This is a genomic window from Caldimonas sp., assembly GCF_046289365.1.
In the GTDB taxonomy this organism is placed as follows: Bacteria; Pseudomonadota; Gammaproteobacteria; order Burkholderiales; family Burkholderiaceae_C; genus Caldimonas.
Genome location: NZ_JBKBVU010000041.1, coordinates 1 through 21,136, shown reverse-complemented (window position 1 = coordinate 21,136; position 21,136 = coordinate 1). Strand labels below are relative to the sequence as shown.

Below are 21,136 nucleotides of genomic sequence, written 5' to 3'. Positions count from 1 at the left end.
CCTTCACGCTGGTGGAGCAGCCGCGCTTCCGGGCCGGTTTCGACTTCCTCCGGCTGCGTGCCGACGCGGGCGAGATCGACCCGGCCCTGGCCCGCTGGTGGGAGGAGTTCTCCCAGGCCGACGAGGCCGGCCGGCGCCGCTTGCTGGAGGCCGTGCGCGAGCAACAGGCACCCGCACGGCGCAGCCCCGGCCGCCGCAAGCCGGCGCGCCCCGAGGCCCTTGGCGAGGCCGCGGCCCAGGGGGACGACGCCGGCGCACCGGCGGCCCCCCCGGGCGAGGACGGAACACCGGCGCGCAAGCGCCGGCGTCGCCGCCGCAAGAGCGCCGCTGCAGCAGCCCCGGCCACCGGCAACGCCGACTGACCGGAGCGCCCTGCCATGCGCCGTGCCTACGTCGGACTGGGCGCCAACCTGGGCGACCCGCTGGACGGCCTGCGACGGGCGGCCGCGGCACTGCGTGTGCGCCCCGGGGTGTCGGGCTGGTCGGCCTCGCCGGTCTACCGCACCCGGCCGCTCGATGCCGACGGCCCCGACTACCTGAACGCGGTCGTCGCCTTCGACACCGCCGAAGACCCGTTGGCGCTGCTGCACGCCCTGCAGGCGCTGGAGCAGGCCCACGGGCGCGAACGCCCCTACCGCAACGCCCCGCGCACCTTGGACCTGGATCTGCTGCTGATGGACGCGCTGCAGCTCGCCGGGCCCGAGCTCGTGCTGCCCCATCCGCGCCTGCACGAACGCGCCTTCGTGCTGGCCCCGCTGGCCGACCTGGCGCCCGGGCTCGTCATCCCGGGACGGGGCACGGTGCGTTTCTTGCTGGAGAGCTTGCCCGACCAGGGCATCGAACGCCTGACGGACGCCCTTTGAAAGATCGCCATGAGTGCCCACGCCCTGCCGGTGTCGCTGCAGACCATCGCTTTGCTGACGGTGGCCAATGTCTTCATGACTTTCGCCTGGTACGCCCACCTGAAGGACCTGGCGGCCAAGCCCTGGTACATCGCCGCCCTGGCGAGCTGGGGCATCGCGCTGTTCGAGTACCTGCTGCAGGTGCCGGCCAACCGGATCGGCTACAGCAGCGGCGTGTTCACGCTGCCTCAGCTCAAGATCCTGCAGGAAGTCATCACGCTCACCGTTTTCGTGCCGTTTGCGATGCTCTACATGAAGGTGCCCTTCAAGTGGGACTTCGTCTGGGCGGGGCTGTGTCTGGTGGCGGCCGTCTACTTCATCTTCCGCTCGTGAGGGCGGCGCTTCACTGGCTGATCTTCCGGGCCGCCTCGACCTGCAGTTCGAAGTAGTGCTGGAAGCTGAAGGCCAGTGTGGCCATCAGCACGGCCGCCCCGATCATCAGCGCGGCGATCACGCCGATCACCACGGCCCAGCCGGTGCGGTGTTCGGGGCCCTGCGGATTGAAGCGGGCATTCCACTTCTCATCCGGCGTGAGCCCGTACAGGATGGCCATCAGCATCGCCTGCGAGACCATCAACCCCAGCAGCGGGATCAGCAGCCAGGACAGACGGTCGTCCTGGCCGAACGCCAGCATGCGCTGCACGCCGATCACCCCCAGCGCCGTGGGCACAGGGTGCAGCCAGCCCAGCCAGTCCCGCAGGCCGTGCAGGTAGAAGCGGTGCAAACCCAGGCAGCCCGCGATCAGTGCGATCCAGGTGGCCAGGGTCTTGGACTTGTAGGGCCCTGCCGGGGCAGGGGCCGCAGCCTCGGGGGGTGTCGTCATGGGGCGCGACTGTACCGCGGGCGGGCCGATGGCGCCGCAGGTGAGGCGGGTGCCCGGCGTCGATGAGGCCCCGGTCTCGACCTCCGCGGCCTGAACCCGCTATAATTTCAGGTTCTCGACGCTGGCTTGGCTGGGTGGCCGGCGTATCTACGGCGTCGGGGCGGAACATTCGATACGCTTGGCCTTGCGCCCCTCCCGACAGCCCTGAGTGTCTCCAGTGGCCGGGGAATCCGCGCAGGCTGGGTACAAGGACACAGCATGGTCGTGATTCGTCTTTCCCGTGGCGGCTCCAAGAAGCGCCCCTTCTTCAACATCGTGGCGGCCGATGCCCGCAACCGCCGTGACGGCCGGTTCCTGGAGCGCGTGGGTTTTTACAACCCCGTGGCCTCCGGTGCGGCCGAGGCCCTGCGCGTGGCGCATGACCGCGTGGACTACTGGGTCAGCCATGGCGCCCAGGTCTCGCCCACGGTCGCCCGCCTGATCAAGCAGGCCAAGGCCGCCGCCTGAGTCCCCTGCGGCCGCACGGTCTGCTGCCGCCTGCCCGATGAGTGCCCTGGCCGACGACGATCTTGCCTGGCCTTCGGACGCGGTGGAGGTGGGCCGCGTGCTCGATGCCTGGGGCATCAAGGGCTGGATCAAGGTCCTGCCTTATTCCACCGATCCGCAGGCCCTGTTCACCGCCCGGCGCTGGTTCCTTCAGCCCCCTGAGGCACCCCGGCCCGGCGTGCGGCCCGTGCCGCGCGTGTTGCGCATCACCGCGGCGCGCGAGCACGGCGACGCGGTCGTGGCCCAGGCCCGGGAACTGCCTGACCGCACCGCCGCCGAAGCCCTCAAGGGCGCGCGCATCTTTGTCTCGCGTGCCAGCTTCCCCACCGCCGACGAAGGCGAGTACTACTGGGTCGATCTCATCGGCCTGGCCGTCGTGAACCGCCAGGGGTACACCCTGGGCCGCGTGGCCGACCTGATGGACACCGGGGCCCACAGCATCCTGAGGGTGGTGGATGACACCGCCGATCCGCCGGCCGAGCGGCTCATCCCCTTCGTGTCGGCCTATGTCGATCAGGTCGAGACGGCGGCCGGCCGCATCCTCGTCGATTGGGGCCTGGACTACTGAAGCGCGAGCCCGTCCATGCGCTTCGACGTCGTCACGCTGTTCCCGGACCTCTTCGCCCCCTTTCTGACCCAGGGTGTGACGCGCCGCGCCTATGAGTCCGGCCAGGTGGATGTGCACCTGTGGCCCTTGCGCGACTTCGCCGAGGATGCCTATCGCCGGGTGGACGACCGCGCCTATGGCGGCGGGCCAGGCATGGTGATGCTGGTCGAGCCCCTGGAGCGGGCCCTGGCGGCTGTGCGGCAGCGCCGCAGCACGGCGGGCGTCGCGAGTGCACCAGTGGTGTGGTTCTCGCCGGCCGGCCGGCGCATCGACCAGGCCTTGCTGCGCGAATGGGCCGACGGGCCCGGGGCCATCCTGGTGTGTGGCCGCTACGAAGGTGTGGACCAGCGCTTCATCGACCGCCACGTGGACCTGGAGCTTAGCCTGGGCGACTTCGTGCTCTCCGGCGGCGAGATCGCGGCGCTGGCCCTGCTCGACGGCGTGGCCCGGCTCCAGCCCGGGGTGCTGAATGACCCGGCCTCACACGAGCAGGACAGCTTCAGCGACGGGCTGCTCGACTGCCCCCACTACAGCCGCCCCGAGGTGTTGGACACGCCCGACGGACCGGTGGCCGTGCCGGCGGTGCTGCTGTCGGGCCACCACGCCCGTATCGCCCGCTGGCGGCGCGAGCAATCGCTGCGCCTGACGGCGCAGCGCCGCCCCGACCTGATCGCCGCAGCGCGATCCGCCGGGCGCCTGAGCCCCGAGGACGAGCGCTACCTGGCCTCGCTTGGGCTATAATTAGCAGCTTTTCGATCCTCTGCCGGGACAGCCTCGACGGTCAAGCCGGGGCGCCAAGACTGACCACCAACCCACCCCGCGCACGATCCTTGGAGTGACCATGAACCTCATCCAGACGCTCGAGCAGGAAGAAATCGCTCGCCTGAACAAGAACATCCCGGAGTTTGCCCCCGGCGACACCGTGATCGTCAACGTCAACGTCGTCGAAGGCAACCGCAAGCGTGTGCAGGCCTATGAAGGCGTCGTGATCGCCAAGCGCAACCGCGGCCTGAACTCCAGCTTCATCGTGCGCAAGATCTCCAGCGGTGAAGGCGTGGAGCGCACGTTCCAGCTCTACAGCCCGCTGATCGCCTCCATCGAGGTCAAGCGTCGCGGCGACGTGCGCCGTGCCAAGCTGTACTACCTGCGCCAGCGCAGCGGCAAGTCGGCCCGCATCAAGGAAAAGTTGTCCTGATCTGGCACGTTGCCCTGCAACGCCCCCGAGCCGCCTGCGCGTCGACCCGCCCAGGCGGCTTTTCGTTAGCAAGCCTGAACCATGGCCCTCATCCGTGAGCCCCAGGCCTTCCCGGTGGTGGGGGTCGATGCCCACCTGCCGCCGGTGGCCGAGGAGCGCCTGACCCCGCAGGCCCTGCGCGAGCGCTTTGCCCGTCCGCCGGCCTGGGAGCCCGAGGTGTTGGCCGAGCGCCGCCTGTTCGCCCGCACGCCGGCCCATGCCTCGGTGCTGGTGCCGCTGGTGCAGCGCCCGCAAGGCCTGACGGTGCTGCTGACGCAGCGCACCGAGCACTTGAGCGACCATCCCGGCCAGATCAGCTTTCCCGGCGGGCGCTGCGAGCCCGCCGACCGGGATCCGGCCGACACCGCCTTGCGCGAGGCCGAGGAGGAGGTGGGTCTGGCACGCCGGCATGTGGAGGTCATCGGCCAGTTGCCCCTGTACAAGACGGTGACCGCCTTCCTGGTGACGCCGGTCGTGGCGCTGGTGCAGCCCCCCTTCGAGCTGCGGGTCGATCCGAGCGAGGTGGCCGAGGTCTTCGAGGTGCCGCTGGCCTTCCTGATGTGCCCGGCCCACCACCAGCGTCATGCGGTGGAGTTCGAAGGCGAGCGGCGGGAGTTCTTCTCGATGCCCTGGCAGCCGCCGGGCCGCGACAAGCCCTACTTCATCTGGGGAGCGACCGCGGCGATGCTGCGCAATTTCTATCGCTTCCTGGCAGCGTAGAGCGAGTGGGCGGCCGCTATCATGCCGGCCATGAGTTTCTTCTCCGTCCTGCTGGCGCTGCTGCTGGAGCAATTGAAACCCCTGCGCGGCGGCAACCTCATCCATGACACGCTGGTCGGCTGGGTCCATTGGGCAGGCCGCAACTTCGACGCCGGCCGGCCGGTGCATGCCTGGGCGGTATGGTCCGTCACGGTGCTCGTGCCTGTGCTGCTGGCCTTTGGCATCCATCTCTCGATCGCCCGGCACAGCCTGCTCGTGGCGTTGGCCTGGAACGTGGCGGTGCTGTACCTGACGCTGGGCTTCCGGCAGTTCAGCCATTACTTCACCGACATCCGCGATGCGCTGGAACGCGGCGACGAGCTGCGTGCCCGCCAGCTTTTCGCCGAGTGGCGGCACATGGACACGAGCGAACTGCCGCGCACCGAGTTGCTGCGCCATGTGATCGAGCATTCCCTGCTGGCCGCCCACCGCCATGTGTTTGGCGTGTTCTTCTGGTTCATCGTGCTGGCCGCCGTGGGCCTGGGGCCGGCCGGGGCGGTGCTCTATCGGATGGCCGAGTTCTCGAGCCGCTACTGGACGTATCGCAGCCATACGGTGGGGGTGCCCACCAACCCCAGCCTGATGGACCTGGCCCAGCGCTTGTTCGACAGGCTGGACCATCTGCCCGCGCGGCTGACCGCTTTCGGCTTTGCCGTGGTGGGCAATTTCGAGGACGCCATCGACAGTTGGCGACGCCATGCCGTGCTGTGGCAGCACACGAGCGACGGCATCATCCTGGCGGCTGCCGCCGGCGCCGTGGGGGTGCGCCTGGGCGGCAGCAGCGCGCCCGGCCTGAGCGTGGACCGCAGCAAGACCTTCGAAGCCGGCGCTCCCGTCGGCGCCACCGAGGCCGAGGGCCACACCGGCGGCCTGCCGCCCACCCTGGGCCATCTGCGCAGCATCGTGGGGCTGGTGTGGCGCTCGGTGGTGCTGTGGATGCTGTTGCTGGCGCTCCTGACGCTGGCGAATCTGACGGGCTGAGGCCCGCAAGCTGTCCTTATGATTTATTTGGTAAAACAAAGAACTTTTTATTCGTTGCAGTAATGATCGTGCCGGCCCAGCATGCCGGCCATGAACTTTCAGCAATTGCGCTCGGTGCGGGAGGCAGTGCGTCGGGGCTTCAACCTGACGGAGGTGGCCCAGGGGCTGCACACCTCGCAGCCCGGCGTGAGCCGGCAGATCCGCGAACTGGAGGACGAGCTCGGCATCGAGATCTTCGTGCGTGTGGGCAAGCGTCTCACGGGGCTGACGCCGCCGGGAAGGCAGGTGCTGCCCATCATCGAGCGCATGCTGCTCGATGCGGAGAACCTGCGCCGCGCGGCCGACGACTTCGTGCAGCAGTCGCGCGGCCGGCTGTCGATCGCGGCCACGCATTCGCAGGCCCGTTACGCGCTGCCGCCGGCGGTGAGCGAGTTCCGCCAGCACTTTCCCGAGGTCACGCTCAACCTGCACCAGGGCTCGCCCCGACAGGTGGCCGAGATGCTGCTGAAGGGCGAGGCTGACATCGGCATCGCCACCGAGGCGTTGACGCGCTACGAGGACCTGGTGGCCCTGCCGTGCTACCGCTGGACGCACTGCCTGCTGGTGCCGCCGGGGCATGAACTGCTCGAGGGCGGACCGGTCACGCTGGAGCGCATCGCCCGCCACCCCATCGTCACCTACGAAGAGGGCTACACCGGCCGCGCACACATCGACGAGGCCTTCCAGCGCGCCGGCCTGAAGCCCGACATCGTGCTCACAGCCATGGACGCCGATGTGATCAAGACCTATGTGGAGCTCGGCCTGGGCCTGGGCATCGTCGCCTCCATCGCCTACGACGAAGAGCGTGACCGCCATCTGCGGGCCATCGACGCGCGCCACCTGTTCGCGATGAACATGACCAAGCTGGCGATTCGCCGCGGCACCGTCCTGCGCGGCTATGTGTACGCTTTCATCGAATCGTTTGCGCCCACGCTCACCCGCGCCGTGGTCGAGCAGGCGATGGCGGCCGAGCCCGGCACGAGCTTCGAGATCTGAGTCAGCGGGCGTCTTGCGCCAGGGTCTTCTCGCCCTTCACCCGCTGCTCCACCAGGAACTTCAGCACCAGCGTCACCAGGGCGAGCATCGCCAGCAGCGAGGTCACGGCAAAGGCGGCGGCGAACTGGTATTCGTTGTAGAGGATCTCGATGTGCAGCGGCATCGTGTTGGTCTCGCCGCGGATGTGGCCCGAGACCACCGAGACCGCGCCGAACTCGCCGAAGGCGCGCGCATTGCACAGGATCACGCCGTACAGCAGCGCCCACTTCACGTTGGGCAGGGTCACGCGCCAGAAGATCTGCCAGCCCGAAGCCCCCAGCACACGGGCGGCTTCCTCCTGCTCCTGCCCCTGGGCCTGCATCAGCGGGATGAGCTCGCGCGCCACGAAGGGGAAGGTCACGAAGACGGTGGCCAGCACGATGCCGGGCACGGCGAAGATCACCTTCAGGTCGTGGTCGCGCAGCCATTCGCCGAACCAGCCCTGCAGGCCGAAGACCAGCACATAGATCAGGCCCGCGATCACCGGCGACACCGAAAACGGCAGGTCGATGAGCGTGAGCAGCACGTTCTTGCCGCGGAAGTCGAACTTCGCGATCGCCCAGGCGGCGGCCACGCCGAACACCAGGTTCAGCGGCACGGCGATCGCGGCGGTGAGCAGCGTCAGCCGGATCGCCGCGCGCGCATCGGGTTCGACCACGGCGGCCGCGGCCACCTCCCAGCCCTTGCGCAAGGCCTCGACGAAGACCGTGACCAACGGGATGAACAGGAACAGCGTGAGAAAGCCCAGCGCGACCCCGATCAGGGCCCAGCGCACCCAGGGCGCCTCCTCCGTGGCGCGCCGATGGCTCTTCGGGGCCGCCAGGGCACCCGGGTTCAAGGGAAGGGCAGACATTGGGCGTGTTCCTTCAGCCGGCCTGGCCCTGGCGGCGCCGCGCCCAGGCCTGCAGCAGGTTGATGATCAGCAGCAGCACGAAGGAGGCCACCAGCATCACGACGGCAATCGCGGTGGCGCCGGCGTAGTCGTACTGCTCCAGCTTGGTGACGATGAGCAGCGGTGTGATCTCGGAGATCATCGGCATGTTGCCGGCGATGAAGATCACCGAGCCGTATTCGCCCAGGGCCCGCGCGAAGGCCAGCGCAAAGCCGGTGAGCAGCGCGGGTGCGACGAGGGGCAGGATCACGCGCGAGAAGGTCTGCCAGCGGTTCGCCCCCAACGTGGCGGCCGCTTCCTCCAGCTCCTGGTGCAGGTCTTCGAGCACCGGCTGCACGGTGCGCACCACAAACGGCAGGCCGATGAAGGTGAGCGCGACGAACACGCCCAGCGGCGTGAAGGCCACCTGGAAGGGCAGCCACTGGCCGATCCAGCCGTTCTGGGCATAGAGCGCCGTGAGCGCGATGCCCGCCACCGCGGTGGGCAGCGCGAAAGGCAGGTCCACCAGGGCATCGACCACGCGCTTGCCGGGGAAGGGGTAGCGCACCAGCACCCAGGCCACGATGAAGCCGAACACCGCGTTGACCAGCGCGGCGGCCAGCGAGGCGCCGAAGGTCAGCCGGTAGGAGGCCACCACGCGCGGGCTGCTCACCGCCTCCCAGAAGGCGCTCCAGGTGAGCGTGAAGGTCTTGAGGAAGGCCGCCGACAGCGGGATGAGCACCACCAGGCTCAGATAGAGCAGGGTGAAGCCCAGCGCCAGGTCGAAGCCGGGCAGCACGCTGTGGCGCTTGAGCAGCAGGCGCGAGAAGACCATGGCGAGCGCTCAGCGCCGGGTGAAGATCTGGTCGAAGACACCACCGTCGTTGAAGTGGGTGGCCTGGGCCTTCGTCCAGCCGCCGAACACCTCGTCGATGGTGAAGAGCGAGACCTTGGTGAACTGCGAGGCGTATTTCTTCGCGGCGGCCGGATCGACGGGACGGTAGTAGTGGCGCCCGGCGATGTCCTGGCCTTGCGGTGAGTAGAGGAATTCGAGATAGGCGGTGGCCACCTCGCGGGTGCCCTTGCGGTCCACCACCTTGTCCACCACTGTGACCGGCGGCTCGGCCAGGATGCTGACCGATGGCACGACGATGTCGAACTTGTCCGGCCCCAGTTCCTTCACGGCCAGGAAGGCCTCGTTCTCCCACGACAGGAAGACGTCGCCGATGCCGCGCTCGGTGAAGGTGGTGAGCGCACCGCGGGCCCCGGAGTCGAGCACGGGCACGTTCTTGAACAAAGCGGTGACGAACTCGCGCGCCTTGGCTTCGTTGCCGCCGGGCTTCTTCAAGGCATAGCCCCAGGCGGCCAGGTAATTCCAGCGGGCACCGCCGGAGGTCTTGGGGTTGGGCGTGACGACGGCGATGCCGGGCTTGACGAGGTCGTCCCAGTCCTTGATGCCCTTGGGGTTGCCCTTGCGCACCAGGAAGACGATGGTGGAGGTGTAGGGCGAGCTGTTGTTGGGCAGGCGCTTTTGCCAGTCGGCGGGGATGAGCTTGGCCTTGGCATGCAGTTCGTCGATGTCGTAGGCCAGCGCCAGGGTCACGACATCGGCATCCAGCCCGTCGATGACCGAGCGGGCCTGGCGGCCCGAGCCGCCATGGGACTGGCGCACGGTGACGTTGTGGCCGGTCTTGGCCTTCCAGTGGGCGGCAAAGGCGTTGTTGAAATCCGCGTAGAGCTCGCGCGTGGGGTCGTAGGAGACGTTGAGCAGGGTGACGTCCCTGGCCAAGGCCGTGGGGACGGCGGCAGCCAGGGCCAGCCCGGCGGCCAGGAGGCGAAGACGGTGGAAGAGCGACATGAAGGGGGCCTGATCGGAAGCCATGGGAATGGCCTCGATGCTAGGAAGCTTCCCTCATACGGGGAACGAAGCAATGCGCGGATGGATATGCGCAAAACGAGGATGCCGCTGCAGACTACCAGCGCTGCCGGCTCAGTTCCTCGTGGATCTCGGTGTAGATCCGGTACCGGCTTTCGGTGATGTGCCCGGCCTGCACGGCCGCGCGCACGGCGCAGCCGGGTTCGTGCAGGTGGGTGCAGTTGTAGAAGCGGCAGCCGGCCACGTGCTCGCGCAGGTCGGGCATGTAGGCGCTCAGTTGGGCCGCTTCGATCTGGCGCAGGCCGAATTCCTGAAAGCCGGGGGAGTCGATGAGGGCGCTGGTGCGCGTGTCGTCGAGCCAGTACCACTGGGTGGCGGTGGTGGTGTGGCGGCCCGAGTTGAGGGCCCGCGAGATCTCGCCCACCTGGGCCTGGGCCTGGGGCACCATCAGGTTGACCAGCGTGCTCTTGCCCGTGCCGGAGGGCCCCATCACGAAGCTGGTGCGGCCCTGCAGGCGGGGCCCGAGCAGGGCCCGCGCCTCGTCGGGGCGGGCCTGGAGCGACAGCTCCAGCACCTCGTAGCCCATCGCGCGGTAGGGGGCGAGGCGCTCACGGGCGGACTGGGCCTGGGGCAGGTCGGTCTTGTTGAGCACGATGTGGGCCGCAATGCCGGCGTGCTCGGCGGCGATCAGCGAGCGGCTGAGCTGGGATTCGCTGAAGACGGGCTCGCTGGCCACGAGCAGCAGCACCTGGTCGAGATTGGCTGCGAAGGACTTGGTCTTCCATTCGTCCTGGCGATACAGCAGGTTGCGGCGCGGCTCCAGCGCCTCGATCACGCCCTGGTCGCCGGTGTTCGACAGCGTGGCCTGCCAGCGCACGCGGTCGCCGACCACACAGTCGCTCTTCTTGCCGCGGGGGTGGCAGGTCAGGCGCCGGCCCTCGGGGGTTTCGATGACGTAGTGGCGGCCGTGGCTGGCGACCACGAGCCCCAGATCGAGTTCGGCTCGCTGGACCAAGGCGGGTCAGGCGAGCAAGGCGTCGGCCTTGGCTGCGCAGATGAAGTCGTTGATCGAGATGCCGCCCACGGAATGGGTGTTGAAGCGCACCTGGCAAGTGTTGTACTTGACCAGCAGGTCCGGATGATGGTCCTCGGCATGGGCGATCCAGGCCAGCGCGTTCACGAAGGCCAGGGTCTCGTGGTAGTTCCTGAAGCCGTAGGTCTTCTCGATCGCGCCCTCCTTGAGGGTCCAGCCCTCAGCCTGGCGCAGGTAGGCCTGGATCTCGTTGTCGCTCATGGCTTGGCCGCCGTCGAGGGGCTTGCATTTCTGGGTCAGCAGGGGGTTCATGGCGTGGAGGCAGTGAGGTCTCGGGTCAGGGCCCGCATGGCCGCCAGGCGTTGTACCGCCGGCGGGTGGGAGTAGTAGAAACGCACGTACCAGGGGTCGGGCGTCAGCGTGGCGGCATTGTCCTCATAAAGCTTGAGCAGCGCATTGGACAGGTCGCGCCCGCTGGCCTGGGCGCAGGCATAGGCATCGGCCTCGTATTCGTGGCGGCGCGAGACGGCGGCCATCCACGGCGAGAGGAAGGTGCCGAACACCGGGCCGGCCATCATGAAGAGCAGCAGGGCCAGGGCGTCGTTGGGGGCCGCCAGGTTGGGCTGCACGCCCAGGCCGGTGTAGAACCAGGCCTGACCCGACAGCCAGCCCAGCAGCGCAAAGCCCAACAGGCTCAGGCCGAACAGGCCCACCATGCGCTTGAGCACATGGCGGCGCTTGAAGTGACCCAGCTCGTGCGCCAGCACGGCCTCCACCTCGCCGGGCGAGAGCTTGTGCAGCAGGGTGTCGAAGAACACCACGCGCTTGGCGGCCCCGAAGCCGGTGAAGTAGGCGTTGGCGTGGGCGCTGCGCCTGGAGCCGTCCATCACGAACAGGCCCTTGGCCGCAAACCCGCAGCGTGCCATCAGCCCTTGCACGCGCTGGCGCACGGCTTCGTCGGCCAGCGGCTCGAACTTGTTGAACAGCGGGGCGATGAGCGTGGGATAGAGCACCAGCATCAGCAGGTTGAAGCCCACCCAGACGGCCCAGGCCCACAGCCACCAGCTCGCACCGGCGGCCCCCATCAGCCACAGCACCACGGCGGCCAGTGGCAGGCCGATCAGGGTGCCGACCAGCGCCCCCTTGGCCAGATCGCCCAGGAACAGGCCCCAGCTCATGCGGTTGAAGCCAAAGCGCTGTTCGATGCGGAAGGTGGCCCAGGCATCGAAGGGCAGGTCGAGCACGGCACCGATGACGGCCACCGCGGCCAGCAGGGCCAGTTGGTAGGCCAGATCGCCGAAGGCCGGCTGCACGGCATCGCGCACGGCCACGTTGAGCGCGTCCAGGCCCCCCAGCAGCGTCCAGCCCAGCAGCACGGCCGCTCCGAAGGCGCTGGTCAGCAGACCGAAGCGGGTCTTGGCGATGGTGTAGTCGGCCGCGCGGCGGTGGGCCTCGAGGGGGATGGTGGCCTCAAAGCCGGCCGGCACGGTGTCGCGGTGGCGGGCCACGTGCCGGATCTGTCTGGAGGCGAGCCAGAACTTCACCGCCAGGTTGGCGACGAGGAAGGCGGCGAAAAGCCAGGCCAGTGTGTCGGATTGCATGGGGCGACAGTGTAGGCTGGCGGCAAGACCTTGGGCGAATCACCGAAAATCGCGCCCCAGCACAGGAGATGGCATGGACACCCCGATGAATGACACCGACAACACCCCCCCTTCCGACGCGGTGGCGCTGGCCTACAGCGACTCCAACCTGGTCTGGATCGACCTGGAGATGACCGGTCTGTCCCCGCAGCGCGACCGCATCATCGAGGTGGCGGTGGTCGTCACCGATGCTCAGCTGCAGCAACGGGTGGAAGGACCGGTCTATGCGATTCATCAAAGCGATGCGGTGCTCGACGCGATGGATGCCTGGAACAAGGGCACGCACGGCAAGTCGGGCCTGATCGATCGGGTCAAGGCCTCGTCGGTGGACGAGCAACAAGCCCAGCACGACGTGATCGAGTTCCTGAAGCGCTACGTGCCGAAGAACACCTCACCGATGTGCGGCAACTCGATCTGCCAGGATCGCCGCTTCCTCGCCAACCACATGCCCGAGCTGGAGGCCTTCTTCCATTACCGCAACCTGGACGTGAGCACGCTCAAGGAGCTGGCGCGCCGCTGGAAGCCCGAGGTGCTGGGGGGCTTCAAGAAGGCTCAGAAGCACACGGCCTTGGCCGACATCCATGAGTCCATCGATGAGCTGCGCTACTACCGGGAGCACCTGCTCAAGGTCTGAGTCTGCGCCCGCCGGTGGGGCTGCGGCCCAGCCCTCGCCTTGCCTGGACTGCGGGGCTTGCTGCGCAAGCTTTCGCGTGTCGTTCTACTGGGGCGAGTCGGACGAGCATCCTGGCGGCACCGTGCCTGCGGCGCTGACCACGCCGGTGGCACCGATGCGCCTGGCGATGCGTGGCACCGACCGCACCACGCCGCGCTGCACCGCCCTGGACGGTGAGATCGGCCGCTCGGTGTCGTGCCGCATCTATGCGCGGCGGCCCTCGCCGTGCCGGGAATTCAACTGGCATGGCGAGCAGGGCGAGCGCAACGAGCGCTGCAACCGCGCGCGCCAGCGGCACGGCCTGCCGCTGCTGCCCGATCCCCTCTAGGACGGCGGCTGGATGTCGCGCATCAGCCGCCTGGCCAGCAGTGCCAGCGCGATCACGGCCAGGGCCAGCACGGCCCACAGGGCCCAGCGCCGCCAGTCGGCCGCGCTGGCCTGGGCGAGGCGTTCGCGCCAGCTCAGCGGCGTGGCCGGTGTGAGGGTCACCGGGCCCGCCACGGCCTGGGGCAGGCGGTACTCCTGTCCGGCTTCATAGCCCGGCAGGAGCTGCGGCAGCGTCAGTGACGAGGCGACGGGCCCGCCGGCCACCAGTCGGAAGGGCGGCTCGCCGCGTGCCGCGAACACCAACTGGGGTGGGGTCCAGACGGCGCTGGCCTCCAGGGCGCCGGCACCCAGTGCCGGGCTGCGCTCTTCCAGGCGCAATCGCCAGTGGCGCGCGGGCGCAGCGGTCCAGCGCACCGGGGGCGATTGCCATTCCTGGCCGTCGCGGTCGAGCCGGTAGGCCGTGAAGCGTGCCACCGCGCGCCAGGATGCTTCTTCCTGGGCGCGCTGTTCGAGCACCAGGCTGGCGACGCTGTTGCGCTGCGGCAGCGCGAGCCGCAGCTCCTGCAGGGGCACGGCGCCGCCGAGGTCGAGCGACCAGGCGCGGGGCGGATTCGTGCCGGCCTCGGGCTCGAAGCGCAGCGCGGTGGTCGCGCTGGCCGCGCTGGCCTCGCGGGTGCGCCACAGGGCCTGCACCCCGGTCAGCCGGGCGGGGGGCTGCAGGCTCAGCCGCAGATAGCGCAGCGCCGGGGCGGCCGCCGGCCACTCGATGCGGCGCTGAACGAGACGCTCGCCCGAGGCCGCGCCCACGCCGGGCACGTCGAGCAGTGCGGCCTCGGTGACGGCCTGCCATTGCTTGAGGTCGGCGCTGGCTTCCACACGGGCGCGCAGATGGCTGCCTTCGCCGGGAAACTCCCAGGCCAGTTCGAGCGCGGCGAGCCACTCGGCGCTGCGGTGGACGTCCGGGCCGAGGTCGAGCAGCCAGCGCGTGGAGGCGCTGCCTTCGTGGGCGGCCGTGGATGGGCCCTGGATGCGCACGACGGCGCCCTGGGCATCGACCTGCACCTGCATCGCGGCGTCATCCCGGCCGCCGGGGCCGGGGTCGGGCCAGGCGAAGCGCGGCAACGGGGCGCTGCGCTCGCGTTCCCGCGCAGGGGGCGGCAGGGCCCAGGCCTGGGGCACGGGCTCGCCCCGGGCGTTGAGCACGTGGAGGTCGGACCAGCCCTCTCGCGTGGAGGCGCGCAGCAGGTCGAGCGGAATCTCCACCCGCTGCAGGCCTTCGCCGGCCGTCAGCGTCAGGGGGGCCTGGGCCGTGGGGGTGGCGGATGCGGCCAGGGCCCAGAGCCAGGCGGCGGCCGCCGGGGCCAGGCGTTGCAACAGCATCATGGGCGGGCCTCGCGCGCGGGTGCTGCCGGCGGCAGCGGTGAAACATAGCCGATCACCAGCATCAGCACGCCCACGCCGAGGAAGGTGACGGTGCGGCGCAGCGTGTCGAGGCTGGCGAGATCGACGAAGAAGAGCTTGAGGACCACCACGGCCAGCAGGGCGGCGCCGGCGAGCCACACGGCCCGCGCCACCGCGGGGGCGGCTTTGCGGGTGGCCCACAGCATCGCGGCCAGCGCCAGCAGGGTCCACAGGATGGTCAGCGCCATCTGGACCGTGTCGTTCCTCAGCGCGCCGTTCAGCCACATCGGCGTGCCGCTCCAGTGATGCAGGCTGCGCACCAGCACGGCATTCACCCAGAAGAAGGTCACCGCCGCGGCCAGGACGACCACCGGGCGCCGCCAGAACGCGGGCGTCGGGCCGGCCGGGCGCGACAGCCGCAGGGCATACAGCAGCGCCAGCCCATGGCCGAGGTCCACCGGGTTGAGCAGCGGCAGGTAAGGCAGCGGCGTCATGGCGGCCGGATGGCCCAGATTGACGAGGCCGCTCCACAGCACCAGCAGCGCCAGCCAGGGGCCGTGCAGCCCGCGCAGCCACCCAGGGCTGGGGCCGGTGCGGCTCAGCAGGACCCAGGCCAGGGCCGTGGGCAGCACGATGGGGGCCAGCGCCGTCCAGGCCCGGTGCGAGCCGATCTGCGTGTCGGCCAGGGCATGCAACAGCACCCCGCCTTGCAGCATCGCAAACCAGGCCAGCATCAGGCGTTCGGCGAGCGTGGCGCGGCCCAGCCAGTGGGTGTCGTTCAGGCGGCGCAACAGCCACAGACCCACCGTCAGCACACCGGCCACGGCCAGCCAGCCGCCGTGACGGGTGAACTGCTCCCACTGGAGGTCAGGGCTGAACAGCCGGTCGAGCAGGCTGCCTGTGGCCACCCATGCGGCCCCCGCCCAGAGCAGCCGGGCCGGCGCACGCAAGGCCGGCCAGGCCAAGCGCCGATGCACGAGTTCGAGTCCGCCGGCCATGGCGAGCCACAGCAGCACGAGCTGGGCGCTCTGATTCGGCCACGGCCATTGCGCATGCCACACCTCGGTCCACAGGCCCGACAACCACTGCAGCAGGCCCAGCGCCAGCAGGCCCCAGTGCACACCCTGCCGCAGCGCGGCCGGCGGGGTGCGGTTCCACACGGGGGTCGAGGCCTCGTCCGGCGCGGTGGCGGGCGCCAGGTGGTGCAGCAGCCAGGCCGACACGAGCGCCGCCCCTCCCAGCATCAGTGTGGACAGCCACGCCGCGTTGGCGAAGAGTTGGGCCTCGGCGGGACGCACGGGGTGGTCCCAGAACAGGGCCGCGGCCACGAGCTGCAGCACCAGGCCCAGGCCGACGGCCCACCAGCGCCGCTGGCGCAGGCCGATCCAGACGATGCCGGCGCCCTGCACGGCCCAGGCTGCGCCGGTCCAGCGCCCATCCAGCGCGAGCGGGGTGATCAGCAGCAGGAACACCACCCCGAGCGCCAGCAGCCCCTCGATGAGCAGCAGCAGCCGCCCGCCGCTGCGCTGCCACAGCCAGCGGCCCAATACCAGGTACACGCCTGAGAGCACGGCGGCCGACACGGCCAGGCCATAGGGCAGGTGGTTCACGAGGCCGGCCTGCAGCCCGAAGGCGACGATGGGCAGACCGAAGAGCAGGCCGCCATCGACCACCGGCAGGCCGCGGGGGGCGTCTTCACGCAGCAGTTGACGGCTGTACTGCACGCAGATGTAGAGGTAGAGCGCGAAATGTGCGATCAGGAAGGGCTCGGTGGTGGCGAAGTGCTCGGGCTGCCACGAACGCCAGCCCCACAGGCTGGCGATGCCGAAGGTGAGCACGAAGCCCACCAGATGGAGCAGCTTCCAGGCCTGGCGCGAGGCGATCCAGGCGATCGCGAGATTGAGCACGAGGTAGTAGCTGAACAGCGCCACATGGCTGCCCTGGCCGGTGGAGGCGAAGACGGGCGCGAGGAAGCCGCCGGCAAAGCCCAGCACCGCCAGCGGCAGGGCCTGCTGCATGACGGCCAGCACAGCCCCGGCGGCCGACAGGGCGGCCAGCAGCGCAAAGGCCAGGCCGGCCGGCACCAGGCCGTAGAGCCGGAAGGCCGCGAAGATGGTGAGGTAGAGCACACCGATGCCTGCCCCTTGCAGGCTCAGGCCGTAGCCGCGGCGGCGTTCGCGCAGGCGCCAGCCGATGAGGGTGAGCCCCAGGCCGCCCAGGGCCACGCCGGCCAGGCGCAGCTCGATGGGCAGCAAGGCGTGCTCGGCCGCGTAGCGCAGCAGGAAGGCCACTCCGAGGAAGAGGATCAGCACGCCCACGCGCACGATGGTGTTGCCGCCGCGCAGCCAGGCCAGGGCGGTCTGGGCGAGCGAGGTGGTGACGGCCAGGCTGCGTTCGTCGGGTTCGAGGGGCGGGGCAGGCGGTGTGTCCGCAGCCCGCGGGGCAGGCGGGGTGGGAGACCGCATGGGAGACCGCATGGGGGGCGGCGTTGCGGCCCAGTCCTCGAATCCGTCTTCGTTCGTGGTGGCCTGGGGTGGCGCCGCGGGCGGCTGCGCCGGTGCGGGCGTGGCCGTCGGTGAGACCACGGGAGGTTCGGCTTCGGTGGGCCGAGCAGGCTGCAGGAGCCTGAGCTGTCGCTCCAGCAGGTCGATCCGGCGGTACAGCCGCGCGAGCAGGACCCCCATCACGGCCCCCAGGGCCACCAGGCCGGCTTCGCCTCCGAGCGCCGCCGCCAGAAACCAGGCGGCTATCAGGCCAATGATCAATCCGATCCAGGACATCGATTCCTCCCCGTGCTTTGCATCGTATGCGGGTGCGCGGGCATTGTAGGGAGGGCCTGGGGGTGAGCAGGCGAAGCCTCGACCCCGGTATCCGGGGGGGGATGCCGCCGGAAGCGTCCCGGCGGCATCCCGTGGTCGTGTCAGGGGTGCTGCAAGCGCAGCGCGCGGCGCTTGCGCAGCAGGGGCGGCACCACCAGCACGGCGGCGGCCAGGATCCACAGCGACACCGTTACCGGGCTGGACCACAGGATGTGCAGCTCGCCGTTGGTGATCGACAGCGCGCGGCGCAGGTTCTGCTCCATCAGGTTGCCCAGCACCACGCCCAGCACCATGGGCGCCATGGGCATGCCCATCTTGCGCAGGAAGTAGCCGACGATGCCGATGCCCACCATGAGCAGCAGGTCGAAGGTGCTGGAACTGAGCGCATACACGCCGATGAAGCTCACCGCCAGAATACCCGGCACCAGCAGCCAGCCGGGAATGGCCAGCATCGAGGCGAAGACCCGCACCATGGGCACGTTCATCACGAAGAGCATCACGTTGGCGATGAACAGCGAGGCGATGAGGCCCCACACGAGGGCGGGCTGGGCATCGAACAGCACCGGGCCGGGGGTGATGTTGTAGAGCGTGAGCGCGCCCATCATCACCGCGGTGGTGCCCGAACCAGGCACGCCCAGTGTGAGCATGGGGATGAAGGAGCCGGTGGCCGCGCTGTTGTTGGCGGCCTCGGGCGCGGCCAGGCCGCGCAGGTCGCCCTGGCCGAACTTCGCGTCCGGGTCCTTGCCTTCGTGCAGGCGCTTCTCGTTGGCATAGGCCACGGCCGAGGCCACGCTCGCGCCGGCACCGGGCAGCACGCCTATGCCGAAGCCCATCAGCGAGGAACGGATCGTCGTCCACCAGGTCAAGCGCAGCTCCTTCCAGTTGAAGAGCTTGCGCTGCCCCGGGGGCACCTCGACTTTCTGGCCGGTGAGCAGGTTTTCCAGCATCTGCAGCATCTCGGCGATGGCAAACAGGCCGATCACCACCACGACGAAGTCGATGCCGTCGGCCAGCTCCGGCAGGTCGAAGGTGTAGCGGTAGACGCCCGAGTTGGCATCCACGCCCACGCTGGCGATCGCCAGTCCGATGGCAGCGGCCAGCGCGCCCTTGACGGGCTTGTCGCCCAGCAGGCTGCTCAAGGCGCAAAAGGCAAAGACCATCAGCACGAAATACTCTGCCGGGCCGAAGGCCAGGGCCCATTTGGCCACCAGCGGTGCAAAAGCGGCCACGCCCAGGATGGCCACGGAGGAGCCGATGAACGAGGCCCAGGCCGACAGCGACAGCGCCACGCTGGCCAGGCCCTGGCGTGCCAGCGGGTAGCCGTCCAGCGTGGTCATCACCGAGGCGGCCTCGCCGGGCACGTTGATCAGGATGGAGGTGATGCGCCCGCCGTACTCGGCGCCCACGTAGACGGCGGCCAGCAAGATGAGGGCCGTCTCCGGCGGCAGGTTCATCGCAAAGGCGATGGGCACGAGCATGGCTACGCCGTTGATGGGCCCCAGGCCCGGCAGCACACCAACGATGGTGCCCAGGAAGGCGCCAATGGCCGCCACCAGCAGGTTGATCGGCGAGAAGGCTACGCCAAAGCCCAGCCCCAGGTGTTGAAGGACATCCATGTCAGCTCCCGAAGCTGAGAAGACCCGTGGGCAGGACCACGTCGAAGACCTTGTCGAACAGCAGGTACAGGCCCAGCCCCAAGCCCACGCCGCCGATGGCGCAGTGGTGCCAGCGCCCCCCGAACAGGCGCCCGACGAAGGCGGCCATCAAGGTGGTGGCCACGATGAAGCCCAGGTATGCGAACACCAGCGCATAGCCGGCGACCAGGGCCGCCATCGCGGCAATGCGCGCATTGGCCCCCGGCGGATTCGGCTCGGCGCGCTCGCGTCCGCGCAGCAGCAGCCACAGGCCGCACAGGGCGATGACACCGGCCAGCAGCAGCGGGAAGGCGCGCGGGCCGACGGGTTCATACGAAAAAGGGGCCTCCAGGCCCCAGCCTTGCCAAGCAAGCAAGGCGGCAAACAACAGGGCGAAAGCGCCCAGCACGCGGTCGTTGAGGATCATGGGAGCACTCCCGGTACGGCAGGGGCCCGCCGGCTCACGGGGCGCGAGCGCGGCGAGTGGCGTGAGGGCTTACTTGGACAGGCCGAAGTCTTTGACCAGTTCGGCGTAGGCGCGGGTGCGCTCCTTCACGAAGCGGTCGAGTTCGGCGCCCACCATGTCGAAGGGGAAGAGGCCACGCTGCTGCTGCAAGGCGGCAAAGCCGGGGGCGCTCATGGCCTTGCTGAAGGCGGCGACCCACCACTGGTAGTCGGTGTCGGACACCTTGGGGCCGACATAAAAGCCGCGGATGATGGGCCAGTCGATCTCGAAGCCTTGTTCGATGGCGGTGGGGGCGGCTGACAAGCGGCCGGGCAGGCGCTTTTTGCTGTAGACGGCCAGCACGCGCACCGGGGCGCCGCCTTCGAGGGCCTGGGCGGCTTCGGAGGCATCGCCCATTTGCACCTGGATGTGGCCGCCGCGCAAGGCGGTGAGCACCTCGCCGCCGCCTTCGAAGGCCACATAGCGCATGCGCTTGTAGTCCACGCCGGCGGCCTTGGCGGTGAGCGCGGCCTTCATCCAGTCCTGGCTGCCCACCGAGCCGCCGCCGCCCAGCACGATCTTGCTCGGGTCTTCTTTGAGCGCCGCCATCAGACCCTTGAGGTCTTTGTAGGGCGAGTCTTCGCGCACCATGGCCACGCCGTAGTCGGCGCCCACGGCGGCCAGCCAGCGCACGTCATCGACGCTGTACTTGCCGAACTTGCCCTGGGCCAGGTTCAGCAGCGAGCCGCCGGAGAAGGCCACGATGGTGCCCGCCTCGCCCGGTCGCTGGGTGATGATGTTGTTGTAGGCCACCGCGCCGACGCCGCCGGGCATGTAGGAGATGCGCAGCGGGGCTTTGAGTGCGCCGCTGTCGGCCAGAGCGCTTTGGGCCAGGCGGCAGGTCAGGTCGAAGCCGCCGCCGGGCTGGGCCGGGGCCACGCATTCGGGGCGGGCCGGTTCGGCTTGTGCGACGGCACCGAAGCTCAGCGCGGTGGTGGCGATCACGGCCCAGGCGGCCATGCGCAATCGTGAGGTCATGGTCTGTCTCCTAAAAGGTGGTGAATCGGCGGCTCACAGCCGCCACGACGGACAGGCCAAGGCTAAGAAGTCGCAGCTTTCGGCCAGCTTTCAGCGGTAGGAGCAGGACCTAGGGGAAACACCAGGGTCGCCTGCAGGCCGGGGGGCGGTTCGCGGTTTTCCAGGCGCAACTGGGCACCGTGCATCTGGGCGATGGTGTGCACGATGGCCAGGCCGAGCCCGGCGCCGGCCTGTTGCTTGCCGGCCTGACCGCGCCGGAAGCGCACGCCGGCGCGTTCGATGTCGTGCGCGCTCATGCCGGGCCCTTGGTCTTCCACTTGCAGCAGGGCGTGGCGCGTGTCGCTGCACACGCGCAGCGTGATGGCGCCGCCGGCAGGGGTGTAGCGGATCGCGTTGTCTGCGAGGTTGAGCAGGGCCTCGCGCAGCAGCCACTCGCTGCCGCGCACCGGCACC

At 69.5% G+C, this 21,136-nt stretch carries 24 protein-coding genes and 1 pseudogene; 12 read left to right on the top strand and 13 right to left on the bottom strand.

All coding sequences use genetic code 11. The features are described from left to right. The 3 genes and pseudogenes from ACK42S_RS06475 to ACK42S_RS06465 form a co-directional block, all read left to right on the top strand. Nucleotides 1-362: pseudogene (locus tag ACK42S_RS06475) on the top strand (polynucleotide adenylyltransferase PcnB); the annotation flags it as partial. 15 nt (nt 363-377) lie between these two features. Then, nucleotides 378-863, top strand: coding sequence for a 2-amino-4-hydroxy-6-hydroxymethyldihydropteridine diphosphokinase (gene folK / locus ACK42S_RS06470; protein ID WP_409704681.1), 486 nt, complete (start codon nt 378-380; stop codon nt 861-863). A gap of 9 nt (nt 864-872) precedes the next feature. Beyond that, on the top strand, nt 873-1,235 hold the full coding sequence (locus ACK42S_RS06465) for a DMT family protein (RefSeq protein WP_409660456.1): 363 nt from the start codon (nt 873-875) through the stop codon (nt 1,233-1,235). A 10-nt stretch (nt 1,236-1,245) separates the two neighbouring features. Here ACK42S_RS06465 and ACK42S_RS06460 read toward each other — a convergent pair whose 3' ends face one another. Further along, nucleotides 1,246-1,725 (bottom strand): hypothetical protein, encoded by a 480-nt coding sequence (locus ACK42S_RS06460; RefSeq protein ID WP_409704679.1) that lies wholly within the window; start codon nt 1,723-1,725, stop codon nt 1,246-1,248. A gap of 258 nt (nt 1,726-1,983) precedes the next feature. Between ACK42S_RS06460 and rpsP the strand changes: the two genes are divergently transcribed. The 7 genes from rpsP to ACK42S_RS06425 all read left to right on the top strand — a co-directional run bounded on the left by rpsP (nt 1,984) and on the right by ACK42S_RS06425 (nt 6,887). After that, the gene (gene rpsP / locus ACK42S_RS06455; protein WP_409704677.1) at nt 1,984-2,232 is read left to right on the top strand and encodes a 30S ribosomal protein S16; all 249 of its coding nucleotides are present in this window, start codon (nt 1,984-1,986) and stop codon (nt 2,230-2,232) included. Between the two features lie 37 nt (nt 2,233-2,269). Continuing rightward, nucleotides 2,270-2,839: a ribosome maturation factor RimM gene (rimM, locus tag ACK42S_RS06450; RefSeq protein ID WP_409704675.1), complete on the top strand. Its 570-nt coding sequence runs from the start codon at nt 2,270-2,272 to the stop codon at nt 2,837-2,839. 15 nt (nt 2,840-2,854) lie between these two features. After that, nucleotides 2,855-3,619 carry a tRNA (guanosine(37)-N1)-methyltransferase TrmD gene (gene trmD, locus ACK42S_RS06445; RefSeq protein WP_409704673.1) on the top strand — a complete coding sequence of 255 codons (765 nt, stop codon included), beginning with the start codon at nt 2,855-2,857 and terminating at the stop codon, nt 3,617-3,619. Between the two features lie 100 nt (nt 3,620-3,719). After that, entirely contained in the window at nt 3,720-4,073 is a 354-nt protein-coding gene (gene rplS, locus ACK42S_RS06440; RefSeq protein ID WP_409704671.1) for a 50S ribosomal protein L19, read from the top strand. An 81-nt stretch (nt 4,074-4,154) separates the two neighbouring features. After that, nucleotides 4,155-4,832, top strand: a complete 678-nt coding sequence (locus ACK42S_RS06435; protein ID WP_409704669.1) for a CoA pyrophosphatase — start codon at nt 4,155-4,157, stop codon at nt 4,830-4,832. Between the two features lie 30 nt (nt 4,833-4,862). Next, nucleotides 4,863-5,852, top strand: a complete 990-nt coding sequence (locus tag ACK42S_RS06430; RefSeq protein WP_409704667.1) for a CobD/CbiB family protein — start codon at nt 4,863-4,865, stop codon at nt 5,850-5,852. Nucleotides 5,853-5,942: 90 nt separating this feature from the next. Further along, nucleotides 5,943-6,887, top strand: a complete 945-nt coding sequence (locus tag ACK42S_RS06425) for a CysB family HTH-type transcriptional regulator (protein WP_409704665.1) — start codon at nt 5,943-5,945, stop codon at nt 6,885-6,887. Nucleotide 6,888: 1 nt separating this feature from the next. Here the strand turns inward: ACK42S_RS06425 and cysW are convergent, their stop codons facing one another. The 6 genes from cysW to ACK42S_RS06395 all read right to left on the bottom strand — a co-directional run bounded on the left by cysW (nt 6,889) and on the right by ACK42S_RS06395 (nt 12,307). Next, entirely contained in the window at nt 6,889-7,779 is an 891-nt protein-coding gene (cysW, locus tag ACK42S_RS06420; RefSeq protein ID WP_409704663.1) for a sulfate ABC transporter permease subunit CysW, read from the bottom strand. A gap of 13 nt (nt 7,780-7,792) precedes the next feature. After that, nucleotides 7,793-8,632: a sulfate ABC transporter permease subunit CysT gene (gene cysT, locus ACK42S_RS06415; protein WP_409704661.1), complete on the bottom strand. Its 840-nt coding sequence runs from the start codon at nt 8,630-8,632 to the stop codon at nt 7,793-7,795. 9 nt (nt 8,633-8,641) lie between these two features. Continuing rightward, nucleotides 8,642-9,679, bottom strand: coding sequence for a sulfate ABC transporter substrate-binding protein (locus tag ACK42S_RS06410; protein ID WP_409704659.1), 1,038 nt, complete (start codon nt 9,677-9,679; stop codon nt 8,642-8,644). A gap of 91 nt (nt 9,680-9,770) precedes the next feature. Continuing rightward, on the bottom strand, nt 9,771-10,688 hold the full coding sequence (gene rsgA, locus ACK42S_RS06405; protein ID WP_409704657.1) for a ribosome small subunit-dependent GTPase A: 918 nt from the start codon (nt 10,686-10,688) through the stop codon (nt 9,771-9,773). Between the two features lie 6 nt (nt 10,689-10,694). Continuing rightward, entirely contained in the window at nt 10,695-11,018 is a 324-nt protein-coding gene (locus tag ACK42S_RS06400; protein ID WP_409704655.1) for a 4a-hydroxytetrahydrobiopterin dehydratase, read from the bottom strand. Further along, complete coding sequence (locus ACK42S_RS06395; RefSeq protein WP_409704653.1) at nt 11,015-12,307, bottom strand: M48 family metallopeptidase; 1,293 nt, start codon at nt 12,305-12,307, stop codon at nt 11,015-11,017. Before ACK42S_RS06395 ends, ACK42S_RS06400 begins: the two co-directional genes overlap by 4 nt. 73 nt (nt 12,308-12,380) lie before the next feature. Here ACK42S_RS06395 and orn point away from each other — a divergent pair, with 73 nt between their 5' ends. Both orn and ACK42S_RS06385 read left to right on the top strand, forming a co-directional pair. After that, nucleotides 12,381-12,980 carry an oligoribonuclease gene (orn, locus tag ACK42S_RS06390; protein WP_409704651.1) on the top strand — a complete coding sequence of 200 codons (600 nt, stop codon included), beginning with the start codon at nt 12,381-12,383 and terminating at the stop codon, nt 12,978-12,980. A 43-nt stretch (nt 12,981-13,023) separates the two neighbouring features. Then, entirely contained in the window at nt 13,024-13,347 is a 324-nt protein-coding gene (locus ACK42S_RS06385) for a YkgJ family cysteine cluster protein (protein ID WP_409704683.1), read from the top strand. On the opposite strand, the gene ACK42S_RS06380 is transcribed toward ACK42S_RS06385, so the two are convergent. The 6 genes from ACK42S_RS06380 to ACK42S_RS06355 all read right to left on the bottom strand — a co-directional run. Beyond that, nucleotides 13,344-14,729 carry a DUF3999 family protein gene (locus ACK42S_RS06380; protein ID WP_409704649.1) on the bottom strand — a complete coding sequence of 462 codons (1,386 nt, stop codon included), beginning with the start codon at nt 14,727-14,729 and terminating at the stop codon, nt 13,344-13,346. The genes ACK42S_RS06385 and ACK42S_RS06380 overlap by 4 nt on opposite strands. After that, nucleotides 14,726-17,527 carry a DUF2339 domain-containing protein gene (locus ACK42S_RS06375; protein ID WP_409704647.1) on the bottom strand — a complete coding sequence of 934 codons (2,802 nt, stop codon included), beginning with the start codon at nt 17,525-17,527 and terminating at the stop codon, nt 14,726-14,728. The genes ACK42S_RS06380 and ACK42S_RS06375 overlap by 4 nt, the downstream gene beginning before the upstream one ends. A gap of 140 nt (nt 17,528-17,667) precedes the next feature. After that, entirely contained in the window at nt 17,668-19,182 is a 1,515-nt protein-coding gene (locus ACK42S_RS06370; RefSeq protein WP_409704645.1) for a tripartite tricarboxylate transporter permease, read from the bottom strand. Between the two features lies 1 nt (nt 19,183). Beyond that, nucleotides 19,184-19,627 carry a tripartite tricarboxylate transporter TctB family protein gene (locus tag ACK42S_RS06365; protein WP_409704643.1) on the bottom strand — a complete coding sequence of 148 codons (444 nt, stop codon included), beginning with the start codon at nt 19,625-19,627 and terminating at the stop codon, nt 19,184-19,186. A gap of 69 nt (nt 19,628-19,696) precedes the next feature. Continuing rightward, entirely contained in the window at nt 19,697-20,683 is a 987-nt protein-coding gene (locus ACK42S_RS06360) for a Bug family tripartite tricarboxylate transporter substrate binding protein (RefSeq protein ID WP_409704641.1), read from the bottom strand. A 62-nt stretch (nt 20,684-20,745) separates the two neighbouring features. Next, the coding region (locus tag ACK42S_RS06355; RefSeq protein ID WP_409704639.1) for a sensor histidine kinase at nt 20,746-21,136 on the bottom strand (391 nt) is incomplete at its 5' end.

Excerpts from the sequence above, each read along its gene's own strand:
- folK (WP_409704681.1), top strand. The coding sequence starts at position 378 with ATGCGCCGTGCCTACGTCGGACTGGGCGCCAACCTGGGCGACCCGCTG.
- ACK42S_RS06465 (WP_409660456.1), top strand. The coding sequence starts at position 873 with ATGAGTGCCCACGCCCTGCCGGTGTCGCTGCAGACCATCGCTTTGCTG.
- ACK42S_RS06460 (WP_409704679.1), bottom strand. The coding sequence starts at position 1,725 with ATGACGACACCCCCCGAGGCTGCGGCCCCTGCCCCGGCAGGGCCCTAC.
- rpsP (WP_409704677.1), top strand. The coding sequence starts at position 1,984 with ATGGTCGTGATTCGTCTTTCCCGTGGCGGCTCCAAGAAGCGCCCCTTC.
- rimM (WP_409704675.1), top strand. The coding sequence starts at position 2,270 with ATGAGTGCCCTGGCCGACGACGATCTTGCCTGGCCTTCGGACGCGGTG.
- trmD (WP_409704673.1), top strand. The coding sequence starts at position 2,855 with ATGCGCTTCGACGTCGTCACGCTGTTCCCGGACCTCTTCGCCCCCTTT.
- rplS (WP_409704671.1), top strand. The coding sequence starts at position 3,720 with ATGAACCTCATCCAGACGCTCGAGCAGGAAGAAATCGCTCGCCTGAAC.
- ACK42S_RS06435 (WP_409704669.1), top strand. The coding sequence starts at position 4,155 with ATGGCCCTCATCCGTGAGCCCCAGGCCTTCCCGGTGGTGGGGGTCGAT.
- ACK42S_RS06430 (WP_409704667.1), top strand. The coding sequence starts at position 4,863 with ATGAGTTTCTTCTCCGTCCTGCTGGCGCTGCTGCTGGAGCAATTGAAA.
- ACK42S_RS06425 (WP_409704665.1), top strand. The coding sequence starts at position 5,943 with ATGAACTTTCAGCAATTGCGCTCGGTGCGGGAGGCAGTGCGTCGGGGC.
- cysW (WP_409704663.1), bottom strand. The coding sequence starts at position 7,779 with ATGTCTGCCCTTCCCTTGAACCCGGGTGCCCTGGCGGCCCCGAAGAGC.
- cysT (WP_409704661.1), bottom strand. The coding sequence starts at position 8,632 with ATGGTCTTCTCGCGCCTGCTGCTCAAGCGCCACAGCGTGCTGCCCGGC.
- ACK42S_RS06410 (WP_409704659.1), bottom strand. The coding sequence starts at position 9,679 with ATGGCTTCCGATCAGGCCCCCTTCATGTCGCTCTTCCACCGTCTTCGC.
- ACK42S_RS06400 (WP_409704655.1), bottom strand. The coding sequence starts at position 11,018 with ATGAACCCCCTGCTGACCCAGAAATGCAAGCCCCTCGACGGCGGCCAA.
- ACK42S_RS06395 (WP_409704653.1), bottom strand. The coding sequence starts at position 12,307 with ATGCAATCCGACACACTGGCCTGGCTTTTCGCCGCCTTCCTCGTCGCC.
- orn (WP_409704651.1), top strand. The coding sequence starts at position 12,381 with ATGGACACCCCGATGAATGACACCGACAACACCCCCCCTTCCGACGCG.
- ACK42S_RS06380 (WP_409704649.1), bottom strand. The coding sequence starts at position 14,729 with ATGATGCTGTTGCAACGCCTGGCCCCGGCGGCCGCCGCCTGGCTCTGG.
- ACK42S_RS06375 (WP_409704647.1), bottom strand. The coding sequence starts at position 17,527 with ATGTCCTGGATCGGATTGATCATTGGCCTGATAGCCGCCTGGTTTCTG.
- ACK42S_RS06370 (WP_409704645.1), bottom strand. The coding sequence starts at position 19,182 with ATGGATGTCCTTCAACACCTGGGGCTGGGCTTTGGCGTAGCCTTCTCG.
- ACK42S_RS06365 (WP_409704643.1), bottom strand. The coding sequence starts at position 19,627 with ATGATCCTCAACGACCGCGTGCTGGGCGCTTTCGCCCTGTTGTTTGCC.
- ACK42S_RS06360 (WP_409704641.1), bottom strand. The coding sequence starts at position 20,683 with ATGACCTCACGATTGCGCATGGCCGCCTGGGCCGTGATCGCCACCACC.